The 17,674-nt window shown below is 45.7% G+C and carries 14 protein-coding genes and 1 tRNA gene; 7 read left to right on the top strand and 8 right to left on the bottom strand.

Annotated elements, in window-relative coordinates:
• Nucleotides 1–3,608, bottom strand: a 3,608-nt coding sequence (locus DF182_RS30955; RefSeq protein WP_147243603.1) for a hypothetical protein, incomplete at its 3' end; no start/stop codon positions are given.
• A 431-nt stretch (nucleotides 3,609–4,039) separates the two neighbouring features.
• Here DF182_RS30955 and rpmI point away from each other — a divergent pair.
• Together rpmI and rplT are read left to right on the top strand one after the other, a co-directional pair.
• Nucleotides 4,040–4,237 (top strand): 50S ribosomal protein L35, encoded by a 198-nt coding sequence (gene rpmI / locus DF182_RS30950; RefSeq protein WP_113619610.1) that lies wholly within the window; start codon nucleotides 4,040–4,042, stop codon nucleotides 4,235–4,237.
• 49 nt (nucleotides 4,238–4,286) lie between these two features.
• The gene (gene rplT, locus DF182_RS30945) at nucleotides 4,287–4,631 is read left to right on the top strand and encodes a 50S ribosomal protein L20 (protein WP_078673350.1); all 345 of its coding nucleotides are present in this window, start codon (nucleotides 4,287–4,289) and stop codon (nucleotides 4,629–4,631) included.
• 3 nt (nucleotides 4,632–4,634) lie between these two features.
• On the opposite strand, the gene ispE is transcribed toward rplT, so the two are convergent.
• From ispE to DF182_RS30925, 4 genes are all read right to left on the bottom strand, one after another.
• The gene (gene ispE, locus DF182_RS30940; protein ID WP_113619609.1) at nucleotides 4,635–5,444 is read right to left on the bottom strand and encodes a 4-(cytidine 5'-diphospho)-2-C-methyl-D-erythritol kinase; all 810 of its coding nucleotides are present in this window, start codon (nucleotides 5,442–5,444) and stop codon (nucleotides 4,635–4,637) included.
• A gap of 72 nt (nucleotides 5,445–5,516) precedes the next feature.
• Complete coding sequence (locus DF182_RS30935; RefSeq protein ID WP_113619608.1) at nucleotides 5,517–6,116, bottom strand: bifunctional nuclease family protein; 600 nt, start codon at nucleotides 6,114–6,116, stop codon at nucleotides 5,517–5,519.
• A gap of 215 nt (nucleotides 6,117–6,331) precedes the next feature.
• Nucleotides 6,332–7,306: an electron transfer flavoprotein subunit alpha/FixB family protein gene (locus DF182_RS30930; RefSeq protein ID WP_113619607.1), complete on the bottom strand. Its 975-nt coding sequence runs from the start codon at nucleotides 7,304–7,306 to the stop codon at nucleotides 6,332–6,334.
• Between the two features lie 45 nt (nucleotides 7,307–7,351).
• Entirely contained in the window at nucleotides 7,352–8,092 is a 741-nt protein-coding gene (locus tag DF182_RS30925; RefSeq protein ID WP_113619606.1) for an electron transfer flavoprotein subunit beta/FixA family protein, read from the bottom strand.
• A 155-nt stretch (nucleotides 8,093–8,247) separates the two neighbouring features.
• Between DF182_RS30925 and DF182_RS30920 the strand changes: the two genes are divergently transcribed.
• Entirely contained in the window at nucleotides 8,248–8,559 is a 312-nt protein-coding gene (locus DF182_RS30920) for a tetratricopeptide repeat protein (RefSeq protein ID WP_113619605.1), read from the top strand.
• 18 nt (nucleotides 8,560–8,577) lie between these two features.
• Complete coding sequence (tilS, locus tag DF182_RS30915; RefSeq protein WP_113619604.1) at nucleotides 8,578–9,912, top strand: tRNA lysidine(34) synthetase TilS; 1,335 nt, start codon at nucleotides 8,578–8,580, stop codon at nucleotides 9,910–9,912.
• A gap of 56 nt (nucleotides 9,913–9,968) precedes the next feature.
• On the opposite strand, the gene DF182_RS30910 is transcribed toward tilS, so the two are convergent.
• Nucleotides 9,969–10,574, bottom strand: coding sequence for a rhomboid family intramembrane serine protease (locus DF182_RS30910; protein ID WP_113619603.1), 606 nt, complete (start codon nucleotides 10,572–10,574; stop codon nucleotides 9,969–9,971).
• A gap of 29 nt (nucleotides 10,575–10,603) precedes the next feature.
• Nucleotides 10,604–11,077 carry a 23S rRNA (pseudouridine(1915)-N(3))-methyltransferase RlmH gene (locus DF182_RS30905; protein ID WP_113619602.1) on the bottom strand — a complete coding sequence of 158 codons (474 nt, stop codon included), beginning with the start codon at nucleotides 11,075–11,077 and terminating at the stop codon, nucleotides 10,604–10,606.
• A 123-nt stretch (nucleotides 11,078–11,200) separates the two neighbouring features.
• Between DF182_RS30905 and DF182_RS30900 the strand changes: the two genes are divergently transcribed.
• From DF182_RS30900 to galB, 3 genes are all read left to right on the top strand, one after another.
• A tRNA-Arg gene (locus tag DF182_RS30900) sits at nucleotides 11,201–11,274 on the top strand.
• Between the two features lie 350 nt (nucleotides 11,275–11,624).
• A complete protein-coding gene (locus DF182_RS30895; RefSeq protein WP_113619601.1) occupies nucleotides 11,625–14,117 on the top strand; it encodes a glycoside hydrolase family 2 protein in 2,493 nt (830 codons plus the stop codon).
• 24 nt (nucleotides 14,118–14,141) lie between these two features.
• On the top strand, nucleotides 14,142–16,673 hold the full coding sequence (gene galB / locus DF182_RS30890; RefSeq protein WP_113619600.1) for a beta-galactosidase GalB: 2,532 nt from the start codon (nucleotides 14,142–14,144) through the stop codon (nucleotides 16,671–16,673).
• Here galB and DF182_RS30885 read toward each other — a convergent pair whose 3' ends face one another.
• Nucleotides 16,674–17,630: a helix-turn-helix transcriptional regulator gene (locus tag DF182_RS30885; protein ID WP_113619599.1), complete on the bottom strand. Its 957-nt coding sequence runs from the start codon at nucleotides 17,628–17,630 to the stop codon at nucleotides 16,674–16,676.
• Nucleotides 17,631–17,674: the final 44 nt, after the last annotated feature.

The raw sequence follows: 17,674 nt of genomic DNA, 5'->3' as shown, positions 1-17,674 counted from the left end.
GTAGGGTTAGACAGCACGAGGTTGAAAGAACCGTTGCTGTTACATACCGGGTTCACAGCAGCTACTGTTACAGTAGGAGCGTTATTGAGTGTTAAGTTTACAGTTGATACTTTATCAGTACATACGCCGTTGCTGATGGTCCAGGTAAGTGTTACAGTCTGAGGGGCAGTACCACTTAAGGTTGCTTTGGCATTTGGTAAGGAAGCGTTGTCGAATGTAACGCCAGCTGGGCCAGTCCATTTACCGGTTTCACCGGCGGCAGGAGCGTTGGCATTGAGCTGGAACACTTTATTACCACATTGTACGATCGGATTACCTGCTTTGCTATCGGAGAGTGGTTTGGTATTGGTTAAGGTGATGTTGGCACTTGCCTGACATGTGTTATTATATTTATTACGTACAGTCCAGATAAGTGTAACGGATGTTCCGGCATTTAAACCTGTTACAGTTGTTTGCGGATTGTGTGAATCTGTAATCTGTGCGCCATTGGCAGCACCGGAAATAGTCCATTCACCTTCCTGATCAACAGGTAATGTGGGTGCATTCAGGGTGAAGTTACCATTATCACATTGAGGAGTAGCTGTACCTGGATTAGCAACAGGCACTGCTCTTACTACTACATCTTTAGTGGCGGTAACAACACAAGTACCATTAGTAATGGTAACGCCATAGGTATAAGTGCCGGCTGCAGTTGGTTTGTGTGTAAGTGTTTGTGTGCTACCTGTCTGCACTGCTCCGTTGATCGTCCATTTTTTGGTATAACCAGTGTTGGATGCATCAACGCTCAGGGTGATGGTAGTACCCAGACAGATATCTGCAGGGCCGCTGATGGTAGCATCCGGGCTTTGATCCAGTTTCAGTGTGAATGGCGCATCATAGGTACATCCCAGGTTGTCGTCATTTTGTACTGTCAGGATAAAATTATAAGTACCGGAAGCGCTGCCAGCAGGCAGAGGTACATTGATAGTCGTGCCGGTAGAAGGCCAGTTACCGGTAACATTAGTAAAGCCAGGAAGTGCACCTGTCACTCCGGGTTTTACCGTGTATTTGGTAACGGTACCAGTTAAACCACTGAAGGTAATCGTAAACTGACTAGCGGTCTGGCAGACAGCGGCGGCAGTTGCGGTTACCTTCGGCGCAGGGCGCAGGTGCAGGTTTACTTTGGAGAGGGCATCCGCACATTTGCCATTGCTGAGTGTCCAGGTAACTGTGATGTCCTGGGTAGTAGCAGCACCAGTCAGGGTGGCAGTTGTATTATAAGCTGTCGGATCTGTGAATGTAACACCAGCAGGTCCTGTCCATTTACCTGTTTCGTATTGACCAGGCTGAGGGCCACTGATCGGGAACGTTTTGTTGGCACACTGCGTAATATCAACAGTGGCAACAGATACCGGCTTCGGCAGGTTGATCAGTATTGCTGTATCACTGGCGGAGCATTTAGACAGATTCTTATTGGTGATAGTCCACACCATCGCTACAGATTTACCAATAGCCAGATTGGTAACAGTAGCATTGTAAGCGGTAGGATTATTAAGTGTTGCGCCCTGGTTATCATTGTTTGCGAAGCTCCATACACCAGTCTGGTCAGCCAGTGGCTGGCTGCCATTGAGCTGGAACGTAGAAGTTTCGCACTGCTTGATATTCCCATTAGCATTCGGTTTAGGCATGGAGTTGACAATCACCTCCGCCTGATCAGATAGGACGCACTTTCCATTCGTGACCGTTACCGTATAAATATTCCTTACGGGAGGTACAGCACTGAGGTTGGTTACCTTAGTAGGGATATGCGTGATGGAAGTACCTTTTTCACCTGGAACGATGGTTCCGTTGTAATTCCATGTGATGTCGTATACGCTGTTCTCCGGCTGAATCTCCAGTTTGGCAATTTCGCCTTCACAAATGCTTGGAGGTGTCAGCAGTTTAACATTCACTATGGGTTTCTGGTATACCGTAATCACAGCGTGGTTACTGTCACGACAGACCTTATTATTACCGTAGGTTTTTGTACCTACTACTTCATAGGTGGTGGTGACTGTTGGGCTGACATCCAGTATGGTACCTGATACTGGAGGAACTACTTTCCACAGATATGACGTATAGCCCCCCTGTACTTCCAGGTGGGCATTCTGACCATTACATATTTCATTACCGGTAACCGTAATTTGTGGTTGCGGTAGAATGGTGATTTTCACCGGTCGGGAAGGTGCGGCGCAGTTCCCCAGTTTTACGTTGTCTTTTTCAGTAATACCTACTCTGAAATAATAGGTTATAGGCATCACCGGGTCTCCCCGAAGATAGCCAGCGCCAAATTGTAATATTTTGGTTTGTGTACCGCTTACTGTACCGCCATTTTTGGTGCCATCCACCATATCGGTCCAGGTAACATTATCGGTACTTATCTGCCACTGGTAAACGGGGTTGGTAAAATAAGTATCAGGTTCCAGGTAGGCGGTGAGGTTTAAGGGTGCACCACCACAGATCTGGTCTTCGATTCTCTTTTCATCTTTCAGGCCATCTACATAAGCAAAAAGGTCGGGGCTGCAATAAGTAAATTCGATATCATCAATCGCGATATCGTTACCACAACCACCAAAGTTGTTATTTAAAATGGTAAGTTTTACAGAAGTCTGATTAGGGGGAATTTTAAAACTACCGCCATATTGTTGCCACTCAGGGTTAGCCAGGTTCATGGACACATCGTTGGTGTTGAAGCGGGCCAGTTCCTTGTTGGTAGTGGGATCCTGAAGGATGAATGTTACACCGGCGTAGTGGTAACCATTAGGTTTGGTATCGGAAGCTCTTGCACAGGTTTGGTTAAAAACCTGTATTCCATTAACGTTCATAAACCAGGCCGAGAAATTATATACGGAGCCTGGGCAAAGGTTATTAATTGTTCTTTGATAAAATGCTTTTTTAGTGATGGAAGAGTTGGCAACGAGCATGCCACCGTACGTTTTAGGTGGGTTACCGTTACCGGTATGATCATAGGCTTTCACCCATTCCGGTTTAGCCTGGGTGTGATACCATTCAACATAGTAGTCATCACCAATATTGGGTGGATTTATTTGAGAGGGAAAACTGTAAGATACGGTTGGTCCCAATCCTTTAATAATAGCGTTTTCGCGGGGAAGGTCTCCGGCATTGAAGGTTCCGAAGTCTTCCTTGAACCCGGCCATAGTACTAATTGTACCCACACAGGAAGTAATACTGCAATCCTTCACCTTAATAGATCTGGAGATTTGTCTCATCTTGCCGGTGGGGCTATAGATTTTGACTGTAAAGGTGTAGGTTCCCACTTTATTGAGCCGGATCGTCATAGCTGTCACACCTGGATAGGTGGCATCTGGTGTCTGGCCAAGCAGGGGATCGGCATTGTTGGTGGGATTGGAGTACAGTATTTCGTAGTCACTGGCAGCCAATGCCGGTGATACGCTCCAGTCCATGTAGTCCACTGTCATGTCATTACCCCATATGAGGCCGTTCATGGTGGCATAGCTTCCTGCGCAAATACTGTCGGGCGCGTTTATAAACGCCGTTTGCGCCATTGTCGTCACCGACGTTAGCACAAAGCCCACTAGCAGGAATAAAAAGGTTAATAGTCGTTTCATAGGTGTAAAACAGTTAAGTGAAAAAAGTATCAGTTCTGAAGGCTTGCACCAGTTCAGTAACTGCTGTTTTTCAACCGCTTACATAGGTCTGGATAGTCGGGAACTCCGTTCCAGTCTCGGTGAGGGAATGTGTAGAATGTTTTCATAGGCGTCAGGTGTTTATACTTTATATGGCTAAAATATGTGACTATTTTAAAATTAAAATTAAAAATAATATAGAGAAATAAAAAAAGTGATAATAATTATAATATGAAATGCACACTAGATAGGTAGGGTAATGGGGGAAGCAAAAATTGATTGTCAATTGGTTAACGGAGGTTAAAAAACTATTAAAAAAGTTATCCACATTCTGCAGATGCCCGGATTTATTTGTCTGACACTGTGTTTTATTAGATTAATTCCCTACCTTTGCAGACCAAATTTGATGTAAGATGCCCAAAGTAAGAACACATTCCCGCGCCAAGAAAACCTTCAAGGTTGGCGGGAACGGACAGATTAAGCGGTTTATGGCCTTCAAAAGCCACTTACTGACTAAAAAATCTACGAAGAGAAAACGTAGCCTGAGAGGAAGTACGCTGGTTCACGAAGCAAACCTTAACCTGGTTAAGAGAATGCTCGGTCTCCGCTAAGATCCGTCCAACAAATCGAATTTTATAACCTGAGAAAAAACAAAAGAAAATGCCTCGTTCAGTTAACGCCGTAGCTTCAAGAGCCCGGAGAAAAAGGATCTTAAAGCAAGCCAAAGGCTTCTACGGTAAAAGGAAAAATGTTTACACCGTAGCGAAGAACGTCCTCGAGAAAGGACTCACCTACAGCTATGTTGGTCGTAAATTAAAGAAAAGAAACTATCGTCAGCTGTGGATCGCTCGTATCAACGCTGCCGTTAGAGCAGAAGGTCTGACCTACTCTGTGTTCATGAATAAATTAGCTGGTAAGAACATCGATCTGAACAGAAAAGTGCTCGCAGATCTGGCTATGAATGAACCAGAAACTTTCAAAGCTCTGGTAGCTTCCGTAAAGTAAGCACTAATTAACTTTAAATACCCGATAGCTGGCATCCCACAAGATGTCAGCTATTTTGTTTTTAGGGAAGATGCCCACCACCGCCGAACCACTACCACTCATGCTGGCATACACTGCCCCCTGACTGTACATCGTTGCCTTTATCTCTGCCAGCACAGGATGCGCCGCAAACACCGGCGCCTCAAAATCATTACCAATCACACGATGCCATTCCGTTACCGGCAACTGTATCATCTCTTTCAGAGAATGAGCCGGCGCCTGCGGGGTTATCTGACGGAAAGCCCAGCCGGTATTAACATGTATGCCGGGATGTACCAGCAGAAAAGAGTACCCCGACAAATCAAGCGACAGTGGCTCTAGCGCCTCGCCACGGCCCGTGGCATAACAAGGGCTGTTGGCGATAAAAAACGGACAGTCACTTCCCAGCTGTGCAGCATAGTTGATCAGCTGCTCCTGCTGGAGTCCCAGTTGAAACTTACTATTCAGCAGTTGCAGCATAAAAGCCGCATCTGCGGAACCTCCGCCCAGGCCGGCCCCGATAGGAATATTTTTATGAAGATGGATATTGACAGGCTGCAGCTGCGGATAATCCTGCTGCACTAAATGAAACGCTTTGAGGCACAGATTGTCAGCGGCATCGCCTGGCACAGGAATCCCGCTACTGGTGAACTGCAGGGAACCCGGCGCGATAACTTCAAGTGCATCAGTTACCGGCAGGGGATAGAATACGGTTTCCAGGTCGTGAAAACCATCGGCACGTTTACCAGTGATATACAGACCCAGATTGATCTTGCAGTTGGGAAAAACGATCATGTACGTAACATTGCACGGCAATCCTCCAGCAGTGCATATCTCTGCTGCTTTTACCGCTGTCAGAAAAATGAATTATTTGCTTTTACGGCTGTTGATTTCGTCGCGGATGGCGATAGCGCGGATATAATCTTCCTGCTCCAATACTTCCTGCAGAAGCTGTGTCAGCTCTTCCAGGTTCATGGCTTTCAGATCATCTTCGGCTCCTCTCTCATGCTCAGAAATAGTAGGGGTAACCGGCTTCGTGCTTTTTTTGCCGGCAGGATCGTCCAGCAGGATGCCAGCACTGTTGAGGATATTTTCAAACGTGTAGATCGGACAACCAAAACGTACGGCCAGCGCCAGGGCATCGGATGTACGGGAATCTATTTCGATCGTCTCATCATTACTTGAGCAGATAAGCTTGGAGTAAAAAATTCCTTCCTGCAGATTACTGATCACGACCTCATGTAGCTCTATATTAAAAGCATTCATGAAGTTCTTCATCAGGTCATGTGTAAGAGGGCGGCTGGGTTGCATCTTTTCTAAAGCCACGGCTATCGCCTGCGCTTCAAAGCCTCCGATCACGATGGGTAAACGGCGCAAACCATTTACTTCTCCCAATACCACGGCATATGAATGAGTCTGCGTAATGCTGTGCGATAAAGCAACTATTTCCAGTTCTATTTTTCTCATATCTGTCTTGCGTTGTCGCTGAATATTTTGTAAGACCGTGAAGTTAGAAAAATATTCCTTATCTAAAAAAAATCTGTCATGATTAATGGCCAATATAGCTGAGAATTACAAATTATAAATTACAAACGACGCATGAGAAGGGAGATTATCAGTAGTTGTCCATCACCTTTTCTCCCTACTCACACGTCGTTTGTCTGTTATAATTTTTATGGATATCAGCCTTTTCCTTTAAACGCCTTTACCGCTTCGGTCAGTTTCGGTACCACCTCAAATGCATCACCAACTATGCCATAATCTGCAGCTTTGAAGAAAGGCGCTTCCGGGTCCTTGTTGACTACCACGATCACCTTGCTTCCGTTTACACCAGCCAGGTGCTGGATAGCGCCGGAAATGCCTATCGCGATATACAGATTGGGCCTTACGGTAAGACCAGTCTGTCCAACATGCTCGTGGTGAGGACGCCAGCCGGAATCAGCTACCGGACGGGAGCTGGCAGTTGCTGCCCCCAGCGCTTTAGCCAGGTCTTCCAGCATACCCCAGTTCTCAGGCCCTTTCATACCACGGCCACCGCTGACAATGATTTCAGCTTCTGTCAACGGAATATCGCCGCTTACAGTCTCCACCTTCACCACTTTTACTTTAAAGTCGGCATCATTGATGGCCGGTGCAAAAGCTTCTACTGTAGCGGTTCCGGAACCAGCTACTGCAGGGTAGGTGTTAGGAATAAGAGAGATAACTTTTTTCTCAGATACGATATTGATATTAGCGAAAGCCTTACCGGAGAAAACACTTTTCTTTACCACAAATCCATTGCTGGTATCCGGGTAGGAAACAGCACCAGCTACCAGTCCGGCTTTCAGACGGGCTGCTACACGCGGAGCTATTGCCTTACCGTCAAAGTTGTGCGGGAAAATAACCACGATAGCATTTTCCTTGGCGGCCGCTTCTGTAATGATTTTGGTATATACAGTGCTCTCTACTTCGTGCAGGCGAGCATCGGCTGCATGTAATACTTTAGTAGCGCCATAGTTGCCCAGTGCAGCCAGTTCTGTATCGTCTGCAGGTCCCAGTACGAGTGCAGTGGCAGTAGTGCCCAGTTGCGCTGCTATTTTGGAACCGTATTGTACTGCTTCCAGTGCTGCTTTTTTGATTTTTCCCTGTGTCTGATCGGCGAATATTAATATAGACATGAATACGTTTGGTTAGAAATGAAACAAATAGATACCTGACTGCGCTTAGATGACTTTGGCTTCTTCGTGCAGCAATTTCACCAGTTCAGCCACATTGTCCGGGCTGATCATTTTCACACCTGCCTTGGCTGGTGGCAATTCAAAACTCACCACACTGGTCAGGGTGTCTGCAGCAACAGGCTCCACAACAGCCAGCGGTTTGGTTCTCGCTGCCATGATACCGCGCATGTTAGGAATACGGGCTTCAGCCATTCCTTTCTGGCAGGACACAACCACCGGCAGTGAAACTTCACAGATCTCTTCACCTCCCTCAATCTCGCGGTTGATCGTAGCTTTGGTGCCATTGAGGTCAAACTTCGCTGCGATAGATACATAGGGAAGGTCCAGCAGTTCGGCCACCATACCGCCTATGCCGGAACCGTTGTAGTCAATAGTTTCTTTACCGGTAAATATGATATCGTATTGTTTTTCTTTTGCATGTGCCGCAATCTGTGCTGCGATGTAATAACTATCCGCACTGTCAGCATTTATCCTGAATGCCTCATCACCACCGAGCGCCAGCGCTTTGCGGATGATAGGCTCACAATCAGCTCCGCCCACCGTAATCAGATGAACATCCGCGCCTACCGTTTCCTTCAGCTCCAGAGCTCTCACCAGTGCATACCATTCATCGTATGGGTTAATAATAAACTGAACACCAGCTTCATTGAATTTCGTGTTATTGTCCGTGAAAGCTATTTTTGCAGTCGTGTCCGGAGTTTTACTGATACAAACTAAAATCTTCATGCCGTAAACTGTTTGGTTTAAAAATGCGGTATTAGCAAATATATCTAATTAATGTACGCCAACCGCATGGCTATATTATGATTTTAATCAGTATAACAACTGATATATAGTTGTTATTTTTAATTTATTACGACCGGTAAAAGCACATCATCTACATGGATAGAATAGCACAGATTAAACAGATGCTGGAAACCAGCCCAAACGACAGTTTTCTGAAACACGCCCTGGCACTGGAATACATTAAATTAAACAACGACACTGCAGCCCGCCGGCTGTTCGAAGAATTATTAGCCCATGAACCCGGATATACCGGTTCCTATTACCATCTGGGTAAACTGCTCGAAAGAGTGGGAGACAGGGAAGCAGCTATCGCCACTTACGAAAAAGGTATGGCCATGGCCAAGGCTGCCAATGAAAGACATACCTATAACGAATTACAATCGGCCTACGAAGAACTGGTCTATTAATCATTTAACCCTCCAAGTATGCCGCATCACTTACTGACTAATTTTACATCTTATATCACCGGGCAACAGCTGTTTGACCGTACCCAGCGCATCCTGCTTGCAGTGAGCGGTGGCGTAGACTCTGTTGTGATGGCCCATCTGTTCAAACAGGCTGGTTTCGCCGTGGGTATCGCCCACTGCAATTTTCAGCTGAGAGGAGAAGAATCGCAGCGGGATGAACAGTTTGTACAACAGCTGGCCACCTCGCTGAACCTGCCTTTATACAACACCCGTTTTGATACGGAAGCCTACACCACACAGCATAATGTCAGCATACAGGTAGCTGCCCGGGAACTACGCTATCAGTGGCTGGAAGAGGTACGCAGCCGCGAAGGGTACAGCTATATCGCTACTGCCCATCATATGCAGGACAGCGTAGAAACAGCCCTGATGAACTTTTGCAAAGGTACCGGCATTGCCGGATTGCATGGTATCCTGCCTAAACAGGACAGGATAATACGCCCGCTGCTGTTTGCTGAAAAGGATATCCTCGTTGCTTATGCAGCCCTGCATCAGATTGCTTTTGTGGAGGATAGTTCAAATATAACGGACAAGTATACACGTAATTTTTTTCGTCACAACATTATTCCGCAGATGCAGGAGATGTTCCCTGCAGCAGTCCGCAATATGGATGGTACCATCTTCCGGATGAGGGAAGCGGAAATGTTGTATCAGGAATCAGTAGCCCGCCATCGTAAAAGGTTGCTGGTAAAGAAAGATAATTCCTGGATGATACCGGTACTGAAACTGAAGCTGACCGTTCCGCTGCAAACCATTGCCTGGGAACTGTTGAAAGACTTTGGTTGCTCCGTGGCTCAAACCCAACAGGTGCTGCAACTGCTGGATAGCGAATCCGGACGGTATGTGGAAACAGCTACACACCGTATCATTCGCAACCGCAACTGGTTGCTGATCACACCGGAGGCCCGTCAGGATGCACCGCTGTATGTGATTGATCAGTCGCCTGCTCATGTGGCCTATGGCAATGCCCATCTGCAGCTGCGTCTGCAGGAGCGGGGCCTGGCTACTATTCCCACTGCTCCGGCTGTTGCCTGGCTGGACGCAGCCAAAGTGAGTTTCCCTCTGATATTACGCAGATGGAAACAAGGGGATTATTTTTATCCACTCGGTATGCCGAAGAAGAAAAAGGTGAGCCGTTTTCTAATAGATCAGAAATTGTCTCTGCCTCAAAAAGAAAACGTCTGGGTGCTGGAGTCGGGCAAGAGAATCATCTGGGTAGTGGGCATGCGGATAGATGACCGCTTCAAAATTACTACTGCTACACAACAGGTGCTTTGCATCGAAACAAAATAAACATAAAAAGGCCGACCAGTATACTGGTCGGCCTTTTAGATTATCATTAGATTTTATTATCTGCGTGTCAGCAGTTCAAGGAATCTGGTACCCAGCTCCGGATAAAACACCAGCGGAAAAACGATTCCGAATAAGGCTCCCCACAGATGCGCATCATGGTTGATGTTGCCACCGCCTTTTCTGGACATGTAAGCAGAAATACCCAGGAAGAGCACACCGTATAATACTGCCGGTATAGGCAGGAAGAAGAATACCCGTATCTGCACCCAGGGGTCTACCATAATAAAGGTGAAAAGCACGGCGGAAATAGCGCCGGACGCCCCAAGGGTTGAATAGTGCTGGTGGTTGTGATGTTTGAGGAAAGAAGGAATATCGGATATAATAATCCCCAACAGATAATAAACCGGATACATCAGCTTCATATTAAAAAGCTGAAGGAAAACATCTTCTACATAAGGCCCGAAGAAAAACAGGGTCAGCATGTTGAAAATAAGATGTTGCAGGTCGGCATGTACAAATCCGGAGGTGATAAACCGGTAATATTCCTTGTTATGCTTTACCATGTAAGGCTGCATACTCAGCTTATCCAGCTGGTCATAGTTGTTCAGCGCTGTATAGGAGATAAGGCACGTAACGATAATAATAATGATGCTGACGGACATAAGCTCAGGTTGTTAGACTATAAATGTAACTATTGATGATGATATTTTTCCCGGTTTATTACCGTATAGGCCCGGTACAACTGTTCGGTGAAAATAAGCCTTACCAGTTGATGCGGGAAGGTGAGGGGAGACAAGGACATCTTTAACTGCGCCCGTTCCAGTAAAGACTGATCGATGCCAAAAGCACCACCTATGAGGATGATCAGCTGTCGGGTACTGGCGTTGGTCCGTTGTTGCAGAAAGTCGGCAAACTGAACGGTGGTCATCATCTTACCTTTTTCATCCAGCGCTACCAGGTAATCGGTAGGTTGCAAGAGATCCAGGATGATTTTAGCCTCCTGCTTCTTCAGTTCTGCTACTGATAAGCTGGCGGCTTGCTTTACTGTAGGGATCAGTTTTACGTCGAAATCCACGTAATGTTGCAGCCTTTTTTGAAATACTGCCATCCCCTCCCTGATGTAGGGATCATGTTCTTTTCCTATGCTCCAGAGTTGAATTTTCACTTGTAATAATCATTAAGCAACGTTGTAAAAGTAAGTGTAAACCAGGAAATTGCAGAAAAAATAAATAAATTATTTGGTGGTTTCGAAAAAACGCTTACCTTTGCAATCCAATCACAAACAAACGGCTCCGTAGCTCAACTGAATAGAGCATCTGACTACGGATCAGAAGGTTTCAGGTTTGAATCCTGACGGAGTCACAAAAGCGGGTTATATCTCAGATATAACCCGCTTCTTTTTTTTAGTTAACTCTACTCTTACATATTATCAGAATCATTGTCGGCTTCATTGTGTTAACGATCAATTTTTACTAATTAATTGATAAATAATTGCATCTTTAAAAAGTACCCCTGGTGTATTTTGCCCCATGAAATAAACCTGACTTATACCAGCATATCTATGATCATCGGGTATTTCCTGAGTTTTACAGAATTGGTATAAAGGTGAATTATCAACCGTGTTCAATGGAAAAAAATATTCGTATTGAATTGCCATATGCAGATGGCTCGCTTGATAGCGCACGAACCCTCACAGGTAAAAGCATAAAAAGATGATTACAGGAAAGGACATAAGATGGTTGCTGGTGATGGTTGTTACCGGAATATTTTCAGTTCCGGCGAAGGCACAATCAATACGTTTTAATGATGGATGGCAATTCAAGGCAGTGGAGTTTATCGATAAGGCAGGTATTGACTCCTTCAGGCGTCTTGGAGGGAACTGGAGCGACCAGTTTTTAATTGAGAAGGAAGATAAAGCGGGCAATGTATTGTCTGCAGCAGATACGGTGCTGGCAGAAGTGCTACGGCCCGTACAGCAGACAAGTTGGAAGACTGTTATGTTGCCACATATTGCATTCCCCGAACCGCTGGTGATTGTTAAGCCTCGCGAGGGGCTTGCCTACTACCGGAAAGAGTTTGTGCTGGCGGATTCACTAAAGGGAAAAAACATCTCTCTCGAATTTGAAGGCGCCATGCAGGTGAGCGATGTATGGCTTAACGGAAAGTATATCGGACGTTATCAGGGAGGCTATTTACCGTTTATTATTGATCTTTCTGATAAAGCGCTTTACGGCAAAAAAAATGAAATCGTATTATGTGTAAATAACAAGGCAAACCCTGTGGTTCCTCCCGGAAAGCCTGTCGGAAAACTTGATTTCGTTTATTATTCGGGCATCTACAGGGATGTATGGTTGCACATAAAACAGCCTGTTCATATAACGAATGCCATTACAGCTGATAAACCTGCTGGCGGCGGAATATTCGTATCCTATCCGCAGGTCAGCAAGGAGCGGGCTGTAATTGAAGTACAAACAGATGTGATTAACTCATCTAACCAAAATACCCCTGTCAGCATCAGGCAGGAAATTATCGATGTCCAGGGCCATGTGGTTGCAACTGTAACAAGTGGTAAAGTGATAGCTGAACGGGGAAAGAGCAAAGTACTTAACCAGGTAATGACGGTCCGGGCACCTCATCTGTGGCATCCCGACCATCCTTATCTTTATACGCTTCTCACCACTGTATATGCAGCAAATGTTCCGGTAGACAAACATAAAACGCGCATCGGTATCCGCTCTTTCGAAATAACAAAGGAGAAAGGATTGCTGATCAACGGAGCCCCTTACCGGTTAACAGGTACCAACCGGCATCAGAACTATCCCTACATCGGAAACGCTTTGTCTGATGAAGCTTCCTATCGTGATGTATGGATGATAAAATCTGCCGGTATGAATACGATAAGAGCCGGGCATTATCCTTCTGATCCTTCTTTTCTGGATGCAGCTGATGAACTGGGGCTGCTGGTACTGAACCCCATTCCCGGATGGCAGTATTTTAACCGTAATCCGGCTTTCGGAGAAAACGTAATGAGAGATATCCGGCAGATGGTCCGCAGAGACAGGAATCATCCCTGCATATTGCTCTGGGAGGTTAGCCTTAACGAAACCTATCCTGATTCTGCCTTCAGATGCAGGCAGGCAGAGGTGGCCCGGGAAGAATGGAAAGGCCGGAAGAGTTTTTTTACAAGCGGAGATTCTTACTATACCAAAGCTTGTTGGGATGTACCTTATGATGACTGGAATGGTGATCCGGGTAAACGTGATAATACAACATACCCTGAAAATGCTTTCCTGATAAGGGAATACGGAGATTATGAATTTGGTGGCGGAAACAGTACTTCCCGACAGTTGCGTACGGCAGGAGAGAAGAATTTGTTGCAACAGGCCTGGAATCTTCAATGGGAACATAATAAGAACAGGAAAATTTATCCCAGGGCGTTAGGTGATCTGACATGGGCTTTCTTTGATGGTCTGGCTGGTTGTACAGTAGGTATTGAAGGATGGGGTATGGCGGATATTTTCAGGATACCGAAGTTCAGTTATTACTTTTTTAAAAGCCAGCAGCCAGCTACCTATAACCCTGCAATGCCGTTTTCCAGTGGGCCGCTTGTGTATATTGCCAGCTATTGGAACCAGCCGGTTGATGCTGAAAAAGTGATCGTCTATAGTAACTGTGATTCAGTCAGATTATTGCTGAATGATAAAGCACTGGCCACAAATACTCCGGATAAGGGAGAAGAAACACCTTATGGCAAAGACCTGCATAATTTTAATGGAGGTAATGCCAACCATCTGGATCATCCGCCTTTTACATTTACGAATATTCATTTTGCGCCGGGAACACTGAAAGCAATAGGTTTTAGGAAGGGTAAAGAAGTGGCAGTCTACAGCATTACTACTCCGGGACCAGTCAGCAGACTCGCTTTGGAACCCGCTGTTATGGGGATGCCGTTTCATGTGAATGGGGATGTGGTTTTTGTTTATGCAAAACTGACGGATGACGCGCATAACCTCGCCATCACTTCAGATATGTCTGTAACAATGACGGTTAAAGGTGATGCAGAACTGGTAAGTCCGGCCACTGTGAATGCTGAAGCTGGTATCGCCACTTTCCTGATACGGTCCGGTTCAAAAAAAAGTATTGTCACACTAGAGGCTACTGCAGCAAACCTGCCGGTAGCAGAAATCAGAATGACCGTTAAATAATCATCATAAGAAGCAAAATTTGAAATGAACAGGATTACCGCGCTGCTAGTACTACTATTGACATGGATGCCCTCAGGTGATGTGTTTTCACAGTCTCAGATGCATAGAGAAGGAAATGCTGATGTACAGTCATTTGACAGTGAATGGAGATTCCGTCGGTTTGGATTACAGGCAGATGGCTCTCAAATGCCCGAACCTGCCGGACTTGAACAGTCCGGTCTTGATGATCATCAATGGACACAATTGGATCTGCCACATGACTGGGCAATTGCAGGCCCTTTTAGAATAGAACTTTCCGGAAATACAGGAAAGCTGCCCTGGAAAGGAATCGGATGGTACCGCAAGAAATTTGTAGTAGATACCAAAGATGCAGGCAGAAGAATTTTTCTTGATTTTGATGGTGCAATGGCCTACGCCAAAATATGGGTCAACGGTAAGTATGTAGGGACCTGGCCCTATGGTTACAGCTCTTTCAGAATGGACATCACCCCATTTCTTAATTTCGGAAAGGATAACACGGTGGCTGTAAGACTGGACACAGAATCCTGGGATTCCAGGTGGTATCCTGGTGCAGGATTATACCGGCATGTCTGGTTGGTAAAAACGCAACCCGTTCATACTGCTCATTGGGGTACCTATATCACTACGGATAATATTTCTGAAAGACAGGCTGATGTTTGTTTAAAAGTAAATATACAAAACCAGGGCAGGAAACACATGACCAGCCAGGTAACGACAGAATTGTTTGAGTCTCCGGATGGAAAAAATATGGGCAGAAAGGTCGCTTATTTTAAACCTCAGTCTGTGCAAATCTCTCCTGATAGTACCAGGGAGCTTTCTGCGCACCTGACACTGTCTGCTCCCAGGTTATGGACATTAGAAACTCCGGCTGTATATATTGCCAGAACTACTGTAAATACACCGGGTATGAAACCGGATATTTATAATACAGTTTTTGGTATTCGAAAGCTGGAATTTACACATGGGAAAGGATTTTTACTGAATGGTAAAAGAACTGAGATCAAGGGTGTATGTCTGCATCATGATCTGGGTTCATTGGGTGCAGCTATTAATACTGCTGCGCTGCGACGTCAGCTTACCATTATGAAAAACATGGGTTGTAATGCTATCCGTACTTCGCATAACCCTCCTGCGCCGGAATTGCTCGAACTTGCTGATCAGATGGGCCTTTTGGTATGGGATGAATCATTTGACGCCTGGAAGAGAGGCAAACGTAAAAACGATTACAACAAACTCTTTCCTGAATGGCATGAAAAAGACCTGGTAGCGATGGTACACAGAGATAGAAACCATCCTGCTGTGATAATATGGTCTATAGGAAATGAAGTGATGGACCAGCAGGATGTGGCGATTACCCGGGAGCTTACGGATATCGTACATAGAGAAGATCCCACACGCCCGGTTTCAAATGCATATAATGACCCGGATGGCGGAAGAGCCAGCGGAGCTGCTGCCTGCCTGGATTTAATGGGTGTCAATTATTTCTTTTCAAAACAGCCACAGTGGGATAATGATGAGCGCTTTAAGAATAAACCAACGATGGGAAGTGAAACATCATCATGTGTAAGCTCCAGAGGAACGTATTTTTTTGGGACCAACTATGAAAACTATCAGGTCACCTCTTATGACGTTGCCTGGCCGGGTTGGGGATGCTCTCCGGATGAGCAGTTCAGGATAAATGCCAGATACCCGCATTTATTGGGCGAATTCGTTTGGACGGGGTTTGATTACCTGGGAGAACCAACGCCTTTCAATTCTGATGAAACCAATTTGTTGAATTTCCGTACTGACTCCACCAAACGAAAGGAACTGGAAAAAGCATTGGAGGAAATCAGAAAAAAGAATCCTCCTTCCAGGAGCAGCTATTTTGGAATTGTTGATTTATGTGGCTTCCCTAAAGACAGATTTTATAGCTATCAGGCGCACTGGAGGCCGGATTACCCGATGGCACACATCATGCCTCACTGGACATGGCCTGGAAGAAAGGATAGTATCACACCTGTGCATGTTTATACCTCTGGTGATATGGCAGAACTTTTTCTGAACGGGGAAAGTAAAGGAAAGAAGTATAAGCGACCCGGTGAAGATTTCCGGCTGGTTTGGGATAGTGTTGTCTATCAACCAGGTGAATTAAGGGTGGTAGCCTATAAAAACGGGAAAGTGTGGGCTACGGACACCATGCGTACAGTTGGCCCCAGGCAAAAACTGTTGCTGTTGCCTGAAACCAATACGGTAAAAGCCGATGGAGTGGATCTGTGTTATATCAAATTACTTGTTTGTGATGAAAACAATAGGATGGTACCTGATGCATCAGATAATCTGAATTTTTCGATAGAAGGACCTGGTGAAATTGTGGCAACAGACAATGGGGATGCTACTTGTCTTATATCATTCAGTAGCCTGGTTCGCCCTGCCTACAACGGAATGGCCCAGGTTATTATAAAAGCTAAAAAAGGTGCAGGCGGTAAAATTAAAGTGCTGGCACAAACGGATACAGGGTTAAAAAAAGCAGAAACTATTATCAACATAAAATAATTACCGCTTTATCTGTCCGGGTGTTTGCTGGTACTGTCGTTTGAAAGCATGAATAAAATTGCTGGCGTTGGCATATCCCATTAGCCATGCTATCTCGTTTACATGCATATCTGTTTCCTGTAGGAGGTGCAGGGCATGGCTCATCTTCCGTTCCTGTATCAGCTCATACAGACTGGTGCCATATTGCAACCGAAGTTGCTGTTTGATCTGATGTTCAGTCAGGGTGGAATGACGGGCTACATCGGCCAGACTTTGGATATCCATAAAATGCTCCAGAATGAAATGATATACCGCTTTCATCTCTTGCTGGTAGGCCATTTTGACCGATCGGTTTGTATCAAGGGATGCAAAGGTCAGCAGTATGATTTCAGCTACTTTGTTGCGCCGATAGGCAGGCAGCAGGTTGTCGGCCATCGGACTATGTAACAGCGAACGCAGTGCCTGCTGGATTTCCGGAGTCAGCGGTAATGCTTTTTCAGATACCGTAAATGTAGCTCCGCTTGTCAGATGTGCTGCAATATCCCTGGGCGGATGCTGAAGTTCCTCCAGTATGGCCTGAAGAAAGGAGGAGCGGAAAGTAATGGCCAGGTATTCAAAATCCTGTTGAGCTTTGAAATGCAGATTGGAATGAAAGTCTGTGGAACCATACAGATTATACTGTCCGGCTGTGAGTGGCTGGCTCCCGGATAATCCCTGGAAATCTGCGCAGGAGCTGCCTTTCAGCTGGAAGTGAAGACTTATATGCGGGACATCCTGTACATGATGTACGGTGATGTCCCGGAGAAAATCCGCCCTGAACTGTATGATATCAAAGTCCTGGTTAAACTGATGCTGTACCTGGTGCCGGACAAACGGAATGTCAAAGGCACCGTTTTCGAAGCGGCCAAATGAACGGCCGGCTGAAAACCTCCTGGCTGCAATTTCTTTATACGCGTCTCCGCTGATAGTGTATGGCATACTTCAAAGATCACCATTTTTGTGCCTCAAATCACTATTCGTTA

The sequence above is a fragment of the Chitinophaga flava genome (genome assembly GCF_003308995.1).
In the GTDB taxonomy this organism is placed as follows: Bacteria; Bacteroidota; Bacteroidia; order Chitinophagales; family Chitinophagaceae; genus Chitinophaga; species Chitinophaga flava.
Note: the sequence above shows the minus strand (reverse complement) of the source record. Positions and strands in the feature narration are given on the sequence as shown.